The following is a 16641-nucleotide window of genomic DNA, read 5'->3' as shown; positions in this document are numbered from 1 at the left end:
TCAACGGGCATCGTCGGTCAGGCGCACGGCCTGGCCCTCGCGCAGGGCATGGACCCCCGCGACGACGACCCGCTCGCCCGGCTCGATGCCGTCACGGATGGCGACGCGCCCGCCCTCGACCGTCTCCGGGGCGGAGGCCACAGTCACGTCTCGGCGCGTCACCGACTTGCCGTCCGGCGTGACGATCCAGACCGAACGGCGCTCACCCTCCACGAGCAAAGCGGATTCGGGCAGGAGGAAGCGGCGGGGGACCTTGCGCGTGAGCGACACGTCGATGGTCGCACCGAGCCGGAAAGCGGGGCCCGGATTGTCCAGGGTGATCCGGATGCGCCGCGAGCGCGTCCCGGTCTCGGCGAGGGGCGCGATCTCGCGGACGCGGCCCCGGGCGGTCAATTCCGGCGCGCTCTGGAGCGAGACCGTGAACACCCCGTCGGCCGGCAGCGCGCCGACATATTGCTCCGGCACGTCCACGACGGCCTCGCGGATCTCCGGCCGGGCGACGGTGACGACGCCCTGTCCGGCGCTCAGCACCTGCCCGACTTCGGCCAGGCGTTGGGTGACGACGCCGTCGAACTCGGCCTTGAGCTCGGTGTAGCCCATCTGATCCCGGGCCTTCTGGAGGCTCGCGGCGGCCTGATCGACACGCGCCCGGGCGGTGTCGCGCTTGGCGACCGCCTGATCGAGGGTCGCCTGCGAGACGTTGTTGCCCGACATCAGGCGGCGGCTGCGGGCCTCGGCGGCCTCCGCGTTCTCGGCCTGCGCGCGCGCATCGGCGAAATCGGCCTCGGCCCGCGTCAGGTCGAACCGCGTGACCACGGTGTCGAGGGCGGCCAGGCGCTGGCCCTTCTTGACGATGTCGCCGACGGTCACGTCCCGCGCGACCATGCGGCCGGGAATCTGGAACCCGAGCTGGGACTGGTAGCGCGGCTCGACCGTGCCGGCGAAGGGCCCGAACGTGATCGTGTCGCCCGGCACGGCGACCTGCGTGAGCACCGGGCGCACCGGCGCCGCGGCATCCTTGGGCGCGTCGTCGTGGCCGCCGCAGCCGCCGAGGAAAGCCGCGCAGGCGGCCAGGATCAGAACCGCGCGCGTCTTCATGGGTTGCTCTCGACGAGGGCGGCCGCAACCTCCTGCCCGGGACGCAGAAATTGAATGCCCGCGATGACGACGCGCTCGCCCGGCTCGACGCCGCCCCTGAGGGCGATGACATCCGGCCCGTACCGGTCGATGTCCACGGGGCGGACCGCGACCGTCCGGCGGCCGGTATCGTAGATCCAGACCGCCGGGTGCCCGTCGTAGCGATACAGCGCCGACCAGGGCAGGATCACCGCGTCGTGGGGGGCGAAGCGACCATGCCCGATGACCACGGCGCCCAACCCCATGGCGGGCGGGGTGTTCTCCAGACCGATCTTCACCCGCACCGTTCCGCTCGACGCGTCCACGGTCGGCGAGATCTCGCGCACGGTCCCGCGGACCGTGATCGCCGGATTCGCCTGCAGCGAGACCGTAATGGTCTTGTCCCCCGGCGGTCGCGCGGTCAGCGATTCGTAGACGTTGAACACCGCGTCCCGCGGTCCGTCCTGCGCGATGACCAGGACGGTCTGGCCGGACTGGACCACCTGGCCGACCTCGAAGCTCCGGCTCGTCACGATCCCCGCGACGCCGGCGCGCAGCTCCGTGTAGGAAAACTGCTCCTGGGCGGTCCCGAGGGCGGCCTTGGCGGAATCGACCGCGGCCTGCGTGGTCCGGACTTCCTGCTCGGCATTGTCGTAGCTCGGCCGCGTGGTGTAGCCGCCGGCCAGGAGCTGCTTCTGGCGCTCGTAGGCCATCTTAGCCTGGGTCAGCAGCGCTTCGGCCGACACCAGGGCGGCTTTGGCGTTGTCGAGATTGGCCCGCTGGGTGAGCGGCTCCAGCACGGCCAGCACCTGGTCGGCCTCGACATGGTCGCCGACCTCGACCCGCCGCTCGGCGACCTTGCCGTTCGTCCGGAACGACACGTTGACCTGGGCCTGGGCCTGAATATCGCCGGTCAGGACGACCTCGGACGCGACAGAGGTGCGCCGCGCCTCGACGATTCGGACCCGGGCCAGGGACGAATCGGGCTCGTCCGCCGGTTCGGCGGCCCGCGCCGCGGACGCGAAGGTGATCGTCGCGAGCAGCAGGGCTGTGTATCGAGGAACGATCATGAGAATCTTGCCGTCAGCCGTCGCGGCAAAATCGGGCCACCGGCGTGACGTCCTCCTACTTCATCGCTTACATACCGTCCAGTCGGTTTTTAATTTGGTGACCCATGCGTGTCAAACGCCAGCGGCTGGCTGAACGGCCGGAGATCATCCTGGAGGCGGCCGACGCGGTGCTGCGCAAGGGCGGCGCGCGGGCGCTGACGATCGACGCCGTCGCGGCCGAGGCCGGGTTGAGCAAGGGCGGGGTGCTGCATCACTTCGCCTCGAAGGATGCGCTGATCCTGGCGCTCGTCGCCCGCAAGCTTGCCGCGATGCGCGCGGATATCGCCGCCTGCGAGGCGGCCATCCAGCCCGGACCGGCGCAGCTTCCGCTGGCCATGGTCGAGCATGTCCGGAAGCATTATTGCGACGAGGACGAATCCTCGCGCGCCCTGCTCCTCGCCTCGATCGAGTATCCCGAGGCCCTGAACGATTACCGTGCCTTCGTGACGGGCCAGCTCGAGCGGCTCGCCGGGATGAACAGCGCCTGCCCGGGCGAGGGTTCGATCCTCTTCTTCGCGATCCTGGGCGTGATCATGGGCCGGACCCTCGGCTTCCACCAATTGGACAAAGCTGAGTTGGAGCCGATGTTCGAGGCGCTGGAGCGGATCGCCCGGAAGTCTGAAGGGTAAGTCCGAGCCACCGAAAGTCGCGTCGGCTCTCAAGACCCGATGGACCTTCCGCACCGGCAGCGGGATCGGCGAAGATGTCGCGATGGATCGACAGCGACCGGTGCGTAAAGCCTGCGACGGCGTCTTTACAGGATGGCCGGAACGACCGCGCACGGTAAGAGTCGTGCGTGTCGGATCGTCAGGCCATCGGACGAATGCATGGGCGTGACGATGGCCCCCGCCTCGATACCGGATCGTCATGCGCCCATGGCTCCTCCGGCTGCACAAGCGCGTTGATTGCCGTCCCGTTACTCGCCGCCAGCGTAGCGTCATGAATGAACACGTCGCGACTTCGCCTGCCGACGACCTGCGCCGTGCGGTGGCTCGGTCGCTCTACGAACATGACGGATCCGGGATCGCCGACCATCCGGCCTGGGATGGTCCGGCCCTGGACAGGGACCATCCGGGATTGCGCGAACGCTATCTCCACCTCGCCGACGCCCTGGCGGACGGGCCCCTCGCGGGACTGATCGCCGCCGCGGACGATCGCGCGGCGCGCGACGAGGAACTGCGTGTCCTGCGGCGTCAGCGCATGGCGCCGGAGCGCGAGCGCGAGTTGCTCGAGGCCAACAACCGCCTCCTGGCACGCGCCCATGCTGCGGAGGCTGCCCAGGAGGCTGCCGAGGCGGCTCTCGCCGTCGCGCAGCGGGAACGGGACGTCGCCCGGGAGGCGGAGGCGTTTTGGCAGCATTTCGCCTTCGACGCCGACGAATTGGCGACCCGGCGGCTGATCGAGCAGACCGATGCCCGGGCGGAGGCCGAACGCACCGCGATCCGCGAGCGGTGCCGGCGGGAGCGGGCCGAGAGCGCGCTTCGCCTGTTCGCGGACCGGGCCGAGGTGATGCCGAAGGAGGGCTGGGCGTCGGAATTGACGAAGGCCAACCGCGACATCCCGCTCTGGTGGTTCCACGCCGCCCGGGTCGCGCTGGAAGCGATAGAGCCGCCGGCCAAGGCCGAACCGGACCGTTCCTGAATCAGCTCGCGATCGGCCAGCCCTCGAACACGCGGCAGGATGCGCCCGCACCCTTCAGGCGCGGCGCAACCGCCGAAAAACGGGATTCACGCTGCAGCCGGCCGCGCCGCATCCGCGGGCGGCTCCCGGAACAGGGCCGTGCAGCCCGAGCCGCGATGCATGCTGAGAATCGAGGCCCGGTCGATCTCGGGATGCGCCTTCAGGACCTTCTGCACGCAGCACAGCACGCGGTCGTACTGCGCGGCGTCGAAGTTCGGCTCCAGCGGGCTCACGGCGATGTAGGTCTCGACCACGAGCACGCGCTCCGCCCGGTCGCGATCGACATCGACGGCGATCCAGGAGGACTTGATCAGGCTAGTGCTGGCGAGCATGGGCGTTCCTCGTTCAGCGTTGTTGCGCGGTCTTCCGCGTCGCGGAGTACCGATTTTGGCGGAATGATGGACTGCCTTGAGACGTATGCCAAGGGGGCGGGACCCGGTTCCCCCTGTGCTCTGGCCCATCCGCGTTGAGCCATAAAACTCTTGGGTCTAAGCTGACGCGCTGACCACAACCTTCGCGAGAGTTTCTTTGTACTCGCTTCCCGCTAATGGCATGTGGTATACAAACAGGAAGGCCCGCCTGACCGGGCCAAGGTGACGGAACCGCGATTCAACGGGGCCGCGTATCGGGAGAGAGTGTCGGCATGGTCCGTCCGCAAACACCAGACGCGCGTCCTCGGTCGAAGCGCCGCGCAGGCCCCAGGGTGGCGCGGCGCCCGTGAGACCGACCTGAACCGCCTCCCGACCCTGAATCCCGAAACCCGACCCGAGATCCGAGACCGACCATGAGCAAGGCCCTTGAAGGCGTCCGCATCCTGGACTTCACCCACGTTCAGTCCGGCCCGACCTGCACCCAGCTCCTGGCCTGGTTCGGAGCGGACGTGATCAAGGTCGAGCGGCCCGGGGTCGGCGACGCCACCCGCCAGCAGCTCCAGGACATTCCGGATGTGGACAGCCTCTATTTCACGATGCTGAACCACAACAAGCGCTCGCTGACGCTCGATTCGAAGAACCCGAAGGGCAAGGAGGTGCTCTGGCGCCTGATCGAGGAATGCGACGTCCTCGTCGAGAACTTCGCCCCCGGGGCGCTGGCCCGGATGGGTCTGACCTGGGAGAAGATCCACGCCAAGAACCCCCGCATGATCCTGGCTTCGGTCAAGGGGTTCGGGCCCGGCCGCTACGAGGAATGCAAGGTCTACGAGAACGTCGCGCAATGCGCCGGCGGCTCGGCCTCCACCACCGGTTTCCGGGACGGCATCCCGATGGTGACCGGCGCCCAGATCGGTGATTCCGGCACCGGCCTCCACCTGGCGCTCGGCATCGTGACGGCGCTCTACCACCGCACGCAGACCGGGCTCGGCCAGAAGGTCGACTGCGCCATGCAGGACGGCGTGCTCAACCTCTGCCGCGTGAAGCTGCGCGACCAGCAGCGCCTCGAGCACGGCCCGCTGAAGGAATACAGCCAGTTCGGCGAAGGGATCCCCTTCGGCGAGGCCGTGCCGCGCGCCGGCAACGATTCCGGCGGCGGACAGCCGGGCCGGATCCTGCGCTGCAAGGGCTGGGAACAGGACCCGAACGCCTACATCTACGTGATCACGCAGGCCGCGGTCTGGGAGCCGATCTGCGACATCATCGGCGAGCCGGACTGGAAGACCGATCCGAACTACGCCTCCCCGAAGGCGCGGCTGCCGCATCTCAACGAGATCTTCACCCGCATCGAAGCCTGGACGATGAAGATGTCCAAGTTCGAGGCCATGGACACCCTCAACGGCCACGACATCCCGTGCGGCCCGATCCTGTCCATGAAGGAGATCGCCGCGGACGAGGCGCTGCGGGCGACCGGCACGATCGTCGAGGTCGATCACCCGACCCGCGGCCGCTACCTCTCGGTGGGCAACCCGATCAAGCTGTCGGCGAGCCCGACCGAGGTCGCGCGCTCGCCCCTGCTAGGCGAGCATAACGACGAGATCCTGCGCGACGTGCTCAAGTACTCGGCCGAGGAGGTCGAGGAGATCGCCGGGTCCGGCGCGATCGGCGCCGTCCAGAAGATCGCCGCCGAGTGACGCCGACGGGCGATCCCGGGCCACGCGTCCGGGATCGCCGCAACCGATCTGCACGACCACGCCGTCCAACCAGAACGAATCCGTCCCCGCTTCGGGGCCGGACGACGCCAGGGATTTCCCATGCGCATCGCCGTCATCGGTCAGCAGGATTTCGGCAAGGCCGTCCTGGACGCGTTCCTGACGCGCGGGGATACCGTGGCGGGGGTGTTCTGCGCGCCCGAGAAGGCCGGCGCCAAGCCGGACGTCCTGAAGACCGCCGCCCTTGAGAAGGGCCTCCCGGTCTTCCAGTTCCCGAGCCTGAAGAGCCCCGAAGCCGAGGCCGCGATGCGTGACCTGAATGCCGATCTCGGCATCATGGCCTACGTGCTGCAATTCGCCCCGCAGAGCTTCGTCACCATCCCGAAGCACGGCACGATCCAGTACCATCCGAGCCTGCTGCCGCGCTATCGCGGCCCGTCCTCGATCAACTGGCCGATCGCCAAGGGCGACCTGCAGACCGGGCTCACGATCTTCCGCCCCACGGACGGTCTCGATGAGGGCCCGGTGATCCTGCAGAAGACCTGCGAGATCGGCGCCGACGCGACGCTGGGCGACATCTATTTCAATAACCTGTTCCCGATGGGCGTCGAGGCGATGCTGGAGGCGGCCGATCTGGTCGTCGCCGGTGAGCATATCGAGATCGACCAGGACGAGGACGCGGCGAGCTACGAGGGCTGGTTCCGGGCCGCGGAAGCCGAGATCCGCTGGTCGGCCCATGCCGATCAGATCTACAACCTGATCCGCGCAGCTAACCCGGCCCCCGGGGCCTGGACCACGCTCGACGGCAAGAAGCTCCAGATCTTCGACGCGCGCCTGCACCCGGTGCGCCGCCTCGGCGACGTGAAGGGCAAGCCCGGCGAGGTCATCGCCGTGGATGCGGACGGGTTCAGCGTCTGCGCGCAGGGCGGCCGGATCGAGATCCGCAAGGTCAAGCCGGAGGACGGCAAGAAGATCGCGGCCGCCGAGTTCGCGGCCTCCGGCGGCATCGCGCTCGGGCAGGTCCTCGGCCGCTGAGCGGGGCGGATTCGCGTGTTCCCCGCCCCATAAGGGCTACGGGCTACACAGGTCTGAAGCACAAGCGCTGTTGTAGGCTGCGACGTGCCCCCTCTCCCGAACGGGAGAGGGTTGGGGTGAGGGATGCGACCTCTCCGGAAAAGCCTGGTCCCTCACTCTGTCCCTCTCCCGCACGGGAGAGGGGACCCGCGCCTTCTGCGCCGACGGGTTGATCACGGTTCCGGTCGAAACCTGTGTAGCCCGTAGCCATGAGGGGGAGGAGAGCGCGTCACGCTTTGGACGGGCCGTTGCGTGAACGTTGCAGGTCGTCCGGGCGGCGGTTCAGCCTTTGTCGGCGGCGTTCAGCCCGTAGCCGCGGAAGCGCTCCACGGTGCTGTTGATCTCATGGTCGGACAGGATGTTCGGGGCGCCGACCTGGAGCGCCACGGCGTAATGCCAGCACAAAGTCTCGAGCTCGACGGCGAGCCACAGCGCCTTCTCCAGGCTCTCCCCGGCGGCGATCATGCCGTGATTGGCGAGCAGGCAGACGTTCCGGTCCTTCAGCGCCACCAGAGCGAGTTCGGATAGCTCGGCCGTGCCGTAGGGCGCGTAGGGCGCGCAGCGCACGTTCGGGCCGCCGAAGGCCGCGATCATGTAATGCACCGCCGGGATCTCCCGGCCGCACAGGGCGAAGGCGGTACTATGGATCGGGTGGGCGTGGACGACGGCGCCCATCTCGGGTCGCGCCGCCAGGATGTCCCGGTGGAAGCGCCATTCCGAGGACGGCTTGAGCCCTGCCGGGTGGGTCCCGTCGAAGGCCAGGGGCACGATGTCCTCCGGGCGCATGCGCGCCGTGGGCAGCCCCGAGGGCGTGATCAGGAGGCCGTCGCGGAACCGCACCGAGACGTTGCCCGAGGTCCCGCGGTTCAACCCCTGCGCGTCGAGATCCCGCGCCGCCGCCACGACGCTCGCGCGTGCGTTCCGCTCGTCCGTATCCATGCCCGATCCTCGGATGAACCCGGTACCGGGTACGCACGAAGGCCCGGCGCCGTAAAGCCGGCGCCGGGCCTCCTGTCGATCGCTCGGATGCGCCTTACTGGGCGAGCACCGGCGCGAGGTTCGTCTGCGGCGCCTTGGTGTAGGCCGCCCGCATCGGCTTGAGCACGAACAGGGCCAGGAACGCCGCCAGGATGTTGAGCCCGGCCGCCACCAGGAACACCGTGTGCCAGCTGCCGGTCATCGTGGTGAGCACGCTGGTATAGGGCACGATCAGCGCCGCGGTCCCCTTGGCCGTGTACAGCAGGCCGGCATTGGTCGCCGCGTATTTCGAGCCGAACGTGTCGCCGCAGGTCGCCGGGAACAGCGAGTAGATCTCACCCCAGGCGAAGAACACCAGGCCGGTGAGCAGCACGAAGGCGATCGGGTTCTCGCCGAACTGGCTCAGCGCGTAGATGCCCAGGCCTTCGATGGCGAAGGAGATGAACATCGTGTTCTCGCGGCCGATATGATCCGAGACCCAGCCGAAGAACGGCCGCGTCACGCCGTTGAGCACCCGGTCCAGCGTCGCCGCGAAGGTGAGCGCCGGCAGCGTGATCCCAAGCAGCGAGACCGGGACGTCGGCGATCTTGAAGTCCTTCGCGATCGGCCCGAGCTGCGCAGTCGCCATCAGGCCGCCGGCGGCCATCATGACGAACATCGCGTACATCACCCAGAAGATCGGGGTGCGCACCATCTCGCCCGGCTTGAAGTCGCGCTTGGACTGGCTGACCCGGGCGACATCCGGGACTTGGCCCTTGACCGGCGAGCGCAGGAACAGGGCGATCAGCATCACGATCAGGCCCTGGCCGATGCCGAAGTAGAAGAACGCGGCCTCGTAGCCCTGAGACTTGATCATCGCCTGGATCGGCACAACCGTGAGCGCCGAGCCGGCGCCGAAGCCCATCGCGGTGATGCCGGCCGCCAGACCGCGCCGGTCCGGGAACCACTTGAGGGAGTTGCCCACGCAGGTCCCGTAGACTGCGCCCGCGCCGGTGCCGCCGATGGCCGCGGCCACGTACAGCATCGTGAGCGATTCCGCGTAGGAGTTCATCACCCAGGCGATGCCGCAGAGCAGGCCGCCGAACAGGGTGACGATCCGCGGGCCGTACTTATCGACGAACCAGCCCTCGATCGGCACGAGCCAGGTCTCGGTGACCACGAACAGCGTGAAGGCGACCTGGATCGCGGCGCGGTCCCAGCCGTGCCGCTCCTGCATCGGGTTCACGAAGAACGTCCAGCCGTACTGCATGTTGGCGATCATGCACATGCAGACGACGCCGAATGTCAGCTGGAGCCATCGGCCCCGCCCAACCGGTTTGGTGGTTTCGGACATACGCTTCCCTCCAGATTGGATTTATTATTTTCTCTCGAACGCCGGCTGTGTTTATGGCGCGGCGGAGCCGCCCTTGGCAGTACAAAGCGCGCGACGTGCTTTGAAAAATTCTTGTCTGGCGGACAAATGAAGTCTCGGCGGTTCCGCCCTTCACCGCCGAAAGGTCTCTCTTGCACCCCGCTGGTCTACGGTATGCCAGCAGAATGGTGCTGAGGTCCGGCGAGTCTGTCAATCGATCCTGCACAAAAATACACGAATACGCCGCAGGATTACCGCGTCTTGTCAGACGTGGGGCGGGTTTTCGGCATTACCGTTCCGGAAAGGGCCGATCATGGTCGGCGTGTCCGGGAACCTGCCGACGAGCGCTCTGTGGAGTCGCCGCGCATTTGGCTAGGATCGGGAAAAGGTTTGGGCTAGTTCGTTTTATGAGCGCACGACAGACAACACGTGCGAGAAATTATGGGCATGGGCCGACTGGACGAGGCATGTCGAACTCTGAACCGTTGAGCGTTAAACCGATCGTGGCCAGCTCCAGTTTACGGACCCTGGCTTATGAAGCGCTCAAGACTGCTATTACCAACATGGACATCTACGGGCGGCCCGACGAGGTCCGGCTCGACGAGCGGAAACTGTCGCAGGATCTCGGGGTCAGCCGCACGCCCGTGCGCGAGGCGCTCACCGTGTTGGAGCAGGAAGGGTTCGTCCGGTCGGAAGCGCGGCGCGGCGTTTTCGTCATCAAGAAGAACAAGCGCGAGATCGTCGGTATGATCCACGCCTGGACGGCGCTGGAGAGCATGGCGGCCCGCCTCGCCTGCACCCGCGCCACCGACGCGCAGCTGCGCGCCCTGCGCGAGTCGTTCCCCGAATTCTACGAGGGGCAACCGGCCGAGCACATCGACGAGTATTCGGACGCCAATATCCGTTTCCATCAGCGGATCATCGCGCTGGGCCATTGCGAGCCGATCGCCGAGCTCACCAGCAACCTGCTGATGCATGTGCGGGGGATCCGCAGCACCGCGCTCCGCCAGGGCGATCGGGCCGAGCGGTCGATCCGCGAGCACGTGGCGATCATCGCGGCCCTGGAAGCGCGGGACGCCGACAAGGCCGAGCGGCTGGTGCGCGAACACGGCCTCGGCCTGGCTCAGCACGTGGACACCTACGGCGACTACTTGGACTGAGCACCGCGCCCGGCCGGAGCCTTCTGCGTCGAACCCCGGATGCACCGCCGGCGACGCCGATACGGCGCGTGCACGGCCGCGCTTGCAGCGCACCATAGGCCGGCGAGGCTACTAACCGTTTTGTGCAGGCGGCAATCGGGTTTCGGGCCAGGGTCGGGCACCGAGGCCGGGCTTTCGCCCATGGTTCCCGTCGCTTATGCGTCCGAAACATGAGTGGCATTCGGCATCTGGTATACCAGTTTGCAGTGCGAGATGGCATCTCTGGCATCGCAACATCGCGTGGCCATTCGGGCCGCACCGGAGCCTCACCATGATCGCCAGCTTCCTCGTCGTGTTCGTCGCCCTCGCCGCCTGCCAGGCCCTGCTGGCCGTCAAGCTGGCCGACGTCCTGAGCCCCGCCTCCGATGCCGGCAAGGTCGCCACGCAGCAGACCCGTCAGGACGGCGCCGTCAGCCTCGCCTGAAGATTGCTATTCCGGCGTCTATACGCTGGCAAACTGCGTAGGGTTAACGCTTTCCTCAAAGGTTCCCGCTAAGGTCAACGGATCGTTGACCATGCGGGCGAGGGAGCAACCGCGTTGGCCCTCGGCACCTCTTCGCGGACCACGAATGGTCCGTTCGTCCTGCTGATCTCGGATCGCCCCACGGAACGGGCCGCCCTGGAACGGGCCATCGCTCTGGTGATGGACTGCCGGGCTGTCCCGGCAAATGCGGCGCTTCCACAGGGCCGCCCCCATCTCATCGTCCTGGATCTGCATCCGGCCCAGGCCGCGGCCCTCGAGCCGGCGCTGACCCATCGCGGGCTTCCGGTCCCGCGCCTCGTGCTTGTCCGCGGCGAGCCCGCCAAACCGGCCCCACACCTGCGCCAGCTGCCCGCCGCGGCCCCGCGCCAGGTGGTGCTGGCCAACGTCTTCGCGATGATCGAGGCGGTCACCCGCTCGGCGGAGACGCGCCGGCAGAAGCTCGTCGGGCAGGTCTCGGATGCCACCGCGATCGTGTCCGAGCTGTTCGACAGCGCGGCCCTCGCTGCCGGCTTGCAGCGTGCCGATGTCGAGCGCGGAACCGATCTGGTGCTCGCCGCCGTCTCCGAAGCCGGGATCACGGCGTGGCTCGCCGAAGTCTGGCGCCACGACGTCGGGGTCTACCAGCACACGCTCGGGGTCGCCGGCCACGCTGCGAGCTTCGGTGCGCAGATCGGGCTGGGCCGGGTCGATCTCGGGCGGGTGGTCCGCGCCGCCCTCCTCCACGATATCGGCAAGTGCCGCATCCCGGGCGAGATCCTGAACAAGCCCGGCCATCTCGATCCCGAGGAGTTGCGGCTCATGCAGCGCCATCCCGTCATCGGGGCCGACCTGCTTCGGGCGCAGGGCACGTTCGAGGACGAGGTCATCGACGTCGTCCTGCATCATCACGAGCGTCTCGACGGGACCGGATACCCGGATCGGCTCTCCGGCCGGGCGATCTCCGATCTCGTGCGGATCGTGGCGATCTGCGACGTGTTCTCGGCTCTGACCGAGCGCCGCGCCTACCGGAAGCCCGCGAGCCCCGCCGAGGCCCTGGCGATCATGACCGACGGGGTGGGCCATCTCGACCCCGACCTCCTGCGGGTCTTCGCGCCGGTCATGCTCGGGGGCGACGCTCTGGCGGCGTAAGCGCCGTGGCCGCGGCGCCACGGTCCGGCGTCGCGGCACCGGAGCCACCACCGGCGCCGCGGTTTCGCCGCAACCGAGCCGGAGGGAGACCCATCCCCTCCGGAATCCCTGTCCCCGTGTCGAAAATCCTCCCCGCCCTCGCCGCCGCCCTGTCGCTGTCGCTCGCCGGTTGCGGCGGCCTGTCCTTCACGCCCGAACCGACCGTGGAGAACGCGACCCATACCGCGATCCTCGACGAGGTCGCCGCCGCGGCCGCGATCTCGGCCTACCGGGTCCAGCACGGGCTGAGCCCGGTCATCGTCGATACCGGCCTGGTGAAGGCCGCCGCCTTCCAGGCCGGCAACAATGCCCGGCACGGACAGCTCAGCCACGATGTCGGCGGCAGCTTCACGTCACGCATGGCCTCGGCTGGCCTGGCGCGGTCCTACGCCGCCGAGAACCTCAGCGCCGGCTCCGAAACCTTCGAGCAGGTGCTTGCCCGCTGGAAGGCCAGCCCCGAGCATAACAAGAATATGCTGCTTCCGCAGATCCGGCGGATCGGCATCGCCCGCGTCGATGCCCCGAATACTCGCTACAAACGGTTCTGGGCGCTGGTCATGGCCGGCGGCTGAGCGGTCAGCCCTCGGCCGGCGCCAGATCGATGATCCGCAGTTGCGCCCGCTCGGCACCGCGCCAGCGGTCGCAGGACAGCGTGCCGGCCACATGCATCTCCTGGCCGATCCCTTTGAGAAGAGCCTGCCCGAGCGGCCGTTCGGCCGCCCGGAAGCAGATCGCGCCGACGGCCTGACCGTCGCGGCTGCGCAGCCGAGCACGCACATGGCTCGACCCGACCACCGCGGCATCGACCAGCCGGTGCCGGCCCAGCGCGAAGACCGGCTCCGGCGCCCCCTGCCCGAACGGGCCGGCCCGCTGCAGCAGCCGGACGGTCTCGGCGGTTGCGCCGCCGGCGCTGAGGCCGCCGTCGATCATCAGGGCGTCGGCCGCCCGCGAGACCGCGACGCTGGCGCCGAGCAAAGCGGCGAGATGCGTCTCGAAACGCGGGATGTCATCGGCCCACAGGGTGACGCCCGCCGCCATGGCGTGGCCGCCGCCCTTGCTGGCGAGCCCGGCCTCGACGCAGGCACGGACCGCGAGGCCGAGATCGGCGCCGGGGATCGAGCGGCCCGAGCCGGTGGCGGTGCCATCCGGCCGGATCGCAAAAGCGAAGGCCGGCCGGTTGAAACGCTCCTTGAGCCGCGCCGCGATCAGCCCGACGATGCCGGGATGCCATTCGGCATTGCCGGTCACCAGCACGGCCCGCGCGGGGTCGAGCGTCAGGGCGCGGTCCATCTCGGCCTCGGCCTCGGACACAGCATGGGCCTCGATCGCCTGGCGCTCGCGGTTGAGACGGTCGAGATCGGCCGCGATCCGGGTCGCCTCGACCGGATCCGCCGTGGTGAGCAGGCGCGCGCCGAGGGCCGAATCGCCGATCCGCCCACCCGCATTGATCCGCGGCCCGAGCACGAAGCCCAGATGCCACGCCTCGGGGGGCTCGCTGAGCGAGGCGGCGTCGAGCAGGGCGGCCAGACCGGTGCGCCCACGGTGGCGCATCACCGTCAGGCCCTGGGTCACGAAGGCGCGGTTCAGGCCGATCAGCGGCACCACGTCGGCCACCGTCGCCAGGGCGACGAGGTCGAGGGCGTCGGTCAGGGGCGGCTCCGGGCGATCCGGCCCGAAAAAGCCCTCCCGGCGCAAAGTGCGGTTGAGGGCGGCCAGCGTGAGGAACACGACGCCCGCGGCGCAGAGATGCCCGAGCCCCGACAGGTCGTCGAGCCGATTGGGATTCACTACGGCCCGGGCCGGGGGCAGGAGCTCGGCGGCCGCGTGGTGATCGAGGACGATCACGTCGAGCCCCAGCTTCTCAGCCTCCTCCAGCGGACCGTGGCCGCTCGTGCCGCAATCGACGCAGACCAGCAGGGTCGCGCCCTCGGCCGCCAAAGCGGTGATCGCCGCGATGTTGGGGCCGTAGCCCTCGGTGATCCGATCGGGGATGTGGATCGGCGCCCGGAGGCCGAGCTGACGGAGATAACCGGCGAGCATCGCGGCGCTGGCCGCGCCGTCGACGTCGTAATCGCCGAACACCGCGACCACCTCGCCGCGGCGGATCGCGCGGACCAGCCGGCGCACCGCCGCATCCATGTCGAGCAGCGTGTCTGGATCCGGCATCAGATCGCGCAGCCGCGGCGCCAGATGGCGAGCCGCCTCGTCCGGCGCCACCTGCCGGCCGGCCAGCACGCGCGCCAGCAATTCCGGCAGGCCGTGCGCCTGGACCATCTTGGCGATGTGATTCTGCACCGCCATGCCGGCGCAGCGCTCCTGCCACCGCCGGCCGGTCACGGAGGCGGCGACGCCCAGGAACGGCGGCGGATCGGCGAGCAACGAGGCGGCGGCGGCGGACACGGGCGGCACTCTACACCGGGTCGGCGGCAGAATCGCGGGCGCCACGGCAACAACGGCGGCGCTCGACGCGGGGCCGGCAAAACAAAAGGGCGGGCATCGCTGCCCGCCCCCTGCCCCATCCGATTTTCGACTGGTCTCAGAACGCCTTGAGGATGTTGTCGACAACCTTCTTGGCATCGCCGAACAGCATCATGGTGTTGTCGCGGAAGAACACCTCGTTCTCGACGCCGGCATAGCCCGAGCCCATGCCACGCTTGATGAACAGCACGGTCTTGGCCCGCTCCACGTCGAGGATCGGCATGCCGTAGATCGGCGAGGCCTTGTCGGTCTTGGCGGCCGGGTTGGTGACGTCGTTGGCGCCGATCACGAAGGCCACGTCGGCCTGCGGGAACTCGCCGTTGATGTCCTCCAGCTCGAACACCTCGTCGTAGGGCACGTTCGCTTCGGCGAGCAGGACGTTCATGTGGCCCGGCATGCGGCCCGCCACCGGATGAATGGCGTATTTCACGTCGACACCCTCCTTCTTCAGGAGGTCGGCCATCTCGCGCAGGCTGTGTTGCGCCTGCGCCACCGCCATGCCGTAGCCCGGGACGATGATCACGCGCTCGGCGTTCTTCATGATGTAGGCCGCGTCGTCGGCCGAGCCCTGCTTGACCGGGCGCGTCTCGACCTGGCCCGGGCCGGCCGCGGCGGGGTCGCCACCGAACCCGCCCAGGATCACCGAGACGAACGACCGGTTCATCGCGTGGCACATGATGTAGGACAGGATCGCGCCCGAGGAGCCGACCAGGGCGCCGGTGATGATCAGCGCGAGGTTGCCCAGGGTGAAGCCGATGCCGGCCGCGGCCCAACCCGAATACGAGTTCAGCATCGACACGACGACGGGCATGTCGGCGCCGCCGATCGGGATGATCAGCAGGCCGCCCAGCGCGAAGGACAGCAGCACGATCAGCCAGAAGATCGCCTTGCTCTCGTTGCCGATGAACAGGACGAGCAGCAGAACCAGGGCGACCGCGAGGCCGATATTGATGAGGTGCCGCTGCGGCAGCATGATCGGCTTGCCGGACATCCGCCCGTCGAGCTTGGCGAAGGCGATGACCGAACCGGTGAAGGTGATCGCGCCGATGGCCGCGCCGAGCGCCATCTCGAACAGCGACTGCTTGTGGATGTGGCCGTTCTCGAGGATGCCCACCGCCTGCGGGGCGTAGAGCGTCGCCGCGGCGCCGGCCACGGCCGCCAGGCCGACCAGCGAGTGGAAGGCGGCCACGAGCTGCGGCATCGCCGTCATCGGCACGCGCTTAGCGATGACCGCACCGGCGCCGCCGCCGATCCCGATGCCGAGGATCACCAGGATCCAGGCGCCGAACCCGGCGGGCGGATGGCCGACCAGGGTGGTGAGCACGGCCAGAGCCATGCCGATCATGCCGTAGAGGTTGCCCTGGCGCGACGTGGTCGGGTGCGACAGCCCCCGCAACGCCATGATGAAGAGGACGCCGGCGACGATGTAGAGAAGGGCGGAGACGTTCTGGGACATCGTCTCAGGCCTTCTTCTTGTACATGCCGAGCATGCGCTGGGTGACGAGGAAGCCCCCGAAGATGTTCACGCTGGCGAGCACGATGCCGAGGAAGCCGAAGGCGCGGGCCCAGCCGGTGCCCTTCTCCAGCAGCGGAACGCCGGCCGCCAGGAGCGCGCCCACGATGATCACCGACGAGATAGCATTGGTCACCGACATCAGCGGGGTGTGCAGGGCCGGGGTGACCGACCAGACCACGTAGTAGCCGACGAAGATCGCCAGCACGAAGATCGCCAGCTGGAAGACGAACGGATCGACGGCGCCGCCGGTGGCGGCGCTCAGCCCGTGGCCCATGCCGGCGGCGATCGCCTGGGCCTGGTCGGCGGCGTTGCGTGCGACCTCGGCCGCGGCACGCGCGGCATCGGCCAGCACGCGGGTCTGATCAGCCGCCTGATCGGGAGGGACGACGACGTTTGCCATTCTGCTTCT

16 protein-coding genes are annotated in these 16641 nt (G+C 68.7%); 8 read left to right on the top strand and 8 right to left on the bottom strand.

Annotation, left to right across the window (positions count from 1 at the left end):
- Window positions 1-1098, bottom strand: coding sequence for an efflux RND transporter periplasmic adaptor subunit (locus LGR69_RS00895; RefSeq protein ID WP_230364913.1), 1098 nt, complete (start codon window positions 1096-1098; stop codon window positions 1-3).
- A complete protein-coding gene (locus LGR69_RS00890; protein ID WP_230364912.1) occupies window positions 1095-2186 on the bottom strand; it encodes an efflux RND transporter periplasmic adaptor subunit in 1092 nt (363 codons plus the stop codon). The genes LGR69_RS00895 and LGR69_RS00890 overlap by 4 nt, the downstream gene beginning before the upstream one ends.
- Window positions 2187-2290: 104 nt before the next feature.
- Here LGR69_RS00890 and LGR69_RS00885 point away from each other — a divergent pair, with 104 nt between their 5' ends.
- Both LGR69_RS00885 and LGR69_RS00880 read left to right on the top strand, forming a co-directional pair.
- On the top strand, window positions 2291-2854 hold the full coding sequence (locus tag LGR69_RS00885) for a TetR/AcrR family transcriptional regulator (protein ID WP_230364911.1): 564 nt from the start codon (window positions 2291-2293) through the stop codon (window positions 2852-2854).
- 310 nt (window positions 2855-3164) lie between these two features.
- The gene (locus tag LGR69_RS00880) at window positions 3165-3866 is read left to right on the top strand and encodes a hypothetical protein (RefSeq protein ID WP_230364910.1); all 702 of its coding nucleotides are present in this window, start codon (window positions 3165-3167) and stop codon (window positions 3864-3866) included.
- Between the two features lie 86 nt (window positions 3867-3952).
- Here LGR69_RS00880 and LGR69_RS00875 read toward each other — a convergent pair whose 3' ends face one another.
- Window positions 3953-4237: a hypothetical protein gene (locus tag LGR69_RS00875; RefSeq protein WP_007563721.1), complete on the bottom strand. Its 285-nt coding sequence runs from the start codon at window positions 4235-4237 to the stop codon at window positions 3953-3955.
- Between the two features lie 452 nt (window positions 4238-4689).
- On the opposite strand from LGR69_RS00875, the gene frc reads away from it, so the two are divergent.
- Window positions 4690-5967 carry a formyl-CoA transferase gene (gene frc / locus LGR69_RS00870; RefSeq protein WP_230364909.1) on the top strand — a complete coding sequence of 426 codons (1278 nt, stop codon included), beginning with the start codon at window positions 4690-4692 and terminating at the stop codon, window positions 5965-5967.
- A 120-nt stretch (window positions 5968-6087) separates the two neighbouring features.
- Window positions 6088-7020, top strand: coding sequence for a methionyl-tRNA formyltransferase (locus LGR69_RS00865; RefSeq protein WP_230364908.1), 933 nt, complete (start codon window positions 6088-6090; stop codon window positions 7018-7020).
- 321 nt (window positions 7021-7341) lie between these two features.
- Here the strand turns inward: LGR69_RS00865 and LGR69_RS00860 are convergent, their stop codons facing one another.
- Together LGR69_RS00860 and oxlT are read right to left on the bottom strand one after the other, a co-directional pair.
- Window positions 7342-7998 carry a class II aldolase/adducin family protein gene (locus tag LGR69_RS00860; protein ID WP_230364907.1) on the bottom strand — a complete coding sequence of 219 codons (657 nt, stop codon included), beginning with the start codon at window positions 7996-7998 and terminating at the stop codon, window positions 7342-7344.
- Window positions 7999-8092: 94 nt separating this feature from the next.
- The gene (oxlT, locus tag LGR69_RS00855) at window positions 8093-9370 is read right to left on the bottom strand and encodes an oxalate/formate MFS antiporter (protein WP_007563711.1); all 1278 of its coding nucleotides are present in this window, start codon (window positions 9368-9370) and stop codon (window positions 8093-8095) included.
- Window positions 9371-9855: 485 nt separating this feature from the next.
- Here oxlT and LGR69_RS00850 point away from each other — a divergent pair, with 485 nt between their 5' ends.
- From LGR69_RS00850 to LGR69_RS00835, 4 genes are all read left to right on the top strand, one after another.
- Window positions 9856-10548: a GntR family transcriptional regulator gene (locus LGR69_RS00850; RefSeq protein WP_007563709.1), complete on the top strand. Its 693-nt coding sequence runs from the start codon at window positions 9856-9858 to the stop codon at window positions 10546-10548.
- Between the two features lie 310 nt (window positions 10549-10858).
- A complete protein-coding gene (locus LGR69_RS00845) occupies window positions 10859-11011 on the top strand; it encodes a hypothetical protein (RefSeq protein ID WP_007563707.1) in 153 nt (50 codons plus the stop codon).
- 114 nt (window positions 11012-11125) lie between these two features.
- The gene (locus tag LGR69_RS00840; protein WP_230364906.1) at window positions 11126-12199 is read left to right on the top strand and encodes an HD-GYP domain-containing protein; all 1074 of its coding nucleotides are present in this window, start codon (window positions 11126-11128) and stop codon (window positions 12197-12199) included.
- Between the two features lie 116 nt (window positions 12200-12315).
- The gene (locus LGR69_RS00835) at window positions 12316-12810 is read left to right on the top strand and encodes a CAP domain-containing protein (protein WP_050733414.1); all 495 of its coding nucleotides are present in this window, start codon (window positions 12316-12318) and stop codon (window positions 12808-12810) included.
- Between the two features lie 4 nt (window positions 12811-12814).
- Here LGR69_RS00835 and recJ read toward each other — a convergent pair whose 3' ends face one another.
- From recJ to LGR69_RS00820, 3 genes are all read right to left on the bottom strand, one after another.
- The gene (recJ, locus tag LGR69_RS00830; RefSeq protein ID WP_230365206.1) at window positions 12815-14539 is read right to left on the bottom strand and encodes a single-stranded-DNA-specific exonuclease RecJ; all 1725 of its coding nucleotides are present in this window, start codon (window positions 14537-14539) and stop codon (window positions 12815-12817) included.
- A 235-nt stretch (window positions 14540-14774) separates the two neighbouring features.
- Window positions 14775-16172, bottom strand: coding sequence for an NAD(P)(+) transhydrogenase (Re/Si-specific) subunit beta (locus LGR69_RS00825; RefSeq protein WP_230364905.1), 1398 nt, complete (start codon window positions 16170-16172; stop codon window positions 14775-14777).
- 4 nt (window positions 16173-16176) lie between these two features.
- Window positions 16177-16632, bottom strand: a complete 456-nt coding sequence (locus LGR69_RS00820; RefSeq protein ID WP_007563697.1) for an NAD(P) transhydrogenase subunit alpha part 2 — start codon at window positions 16630-16632, stop codon at window positions 16177-16179.
- Window positions 16633-16641 lie beyond the last annotated feature (9 nt).

This window comes from Methylobacterium brachiatum (genome assembly GCF_020523825.1).
In the GTDB taxonomy this organism is placed as follows: domain Bacteria; phylum Pseudomonadota; class Alphaproteobacteria; order Rhizobiales; family Beijerinckiaceae; genus Methylobacterium; species Methylobacterium brachiatum.
This window is presented reverse-complemented; position numbering and strand designations above follow the sequence as displayed.

Excerpts from the sequence above, each read along its gene's own strand:
- LGR69_RS00895 (WP_230364913.1), bottom strand. The coding sequence starts at position 1,098 with ATGAAGACGCGCGCGGTTCTGATCCTGGCCGCCTGCGCGGCTTTCCTC.
- LGR69_RS00890 (WP_230364912.1), bottom strand. The coding sequence starts at position 2,186 with ATGATCGTTCCTCGATACACAGCCCTGCTGCTCGCGACGATCACCTTC.
- LGR69_RS00885 (WP_230364911.1), top strand. The coding sequence starts at position 2,291 with ATGCGTGTCAAACGCCAGCGGCTGGCTGAACGGCCGGAGATCATCCTG.
- LGR69_RS00880 (WP_230364910.1), top strand. The coding sequence starts at position 3,165 with ATGAATGAACACGTCGCGACTTCGCCTGCCGACGACCTGCGCCGTGCG.
- LGR69_RS00875 (WP_007563721.1), bottom strand. The coding sequence starts at position 4,237 with ATGCTCGCCAGCACTAGCCTGATCAAGTCCTCCTGGATCGCCGTCGAT.
- frc (WP_230364909.1), top strand. The coding sequence starts at position 4,690 with ATGAGCAAGGCCCTTGAAGGCGTCCGCATCCTGGACTTCACCCACGTT.
- LGR69_RS00865 (WP_230364908.1), top strand. The coding sequence starts at position 6,088 with ATGCGCATCGCCGTCATCGGTCAGCAGGATTTCGGCAAGGCCGTCCTG.
- LGR69_RS00860 (WP_230364907.1), bottom strand. The coding sequence starts at position 7,998 with ATGGATACGGACGAGCGGAACGCACGCGCGAGCGTCGTGGCGGCGGCG.
- oxlT (WP_007563711.1), bottom strand. The coding sequence starts at position 9,370 with ATGTCCGAAACCACCAAACCGGTTGGGCGGGGCCGATGGCTCCAGCTG.
- LGR69_RS00850 (WP_007563709.1), top strand. The coding sequence starts at position 9,856 with ATGTCGAACTCTGAACCGTTGAGCGTTAAACCGATCGTGGCCAGCTCC.
- LGR69_RS00845 (WP_007563707.1), top strand. The coding sequence starts at position 10,859 with ATGATCGCCAGCTTCCTCGTCGTGTTCGTCGCCCTCGCCGCCTGCCAG.
- recJ (WP_230365206.1), bottom strand. The coding sequence starts at position 14,539 with ATGGCGGTGCAGAATCACATCGCCAAGATGGTCCAGGCGCACGGCCTG.
- LGR69_RS00825 (WP_230364905.1), bottom strand. The coding sequence starts at position 16,172 with ATGTCCCAGAACGTCTCCGCCCTTCTCTACATCGTCGCCGGCGTCCTC.
- LGR69_RS00820 (WP_007563697.1), bottom strand. The coding sequence starts at position 16,632 with ATGGCAAACGTCGTCGTCCCTCCCGATCAGGCGGCTGATCAGACCCGC.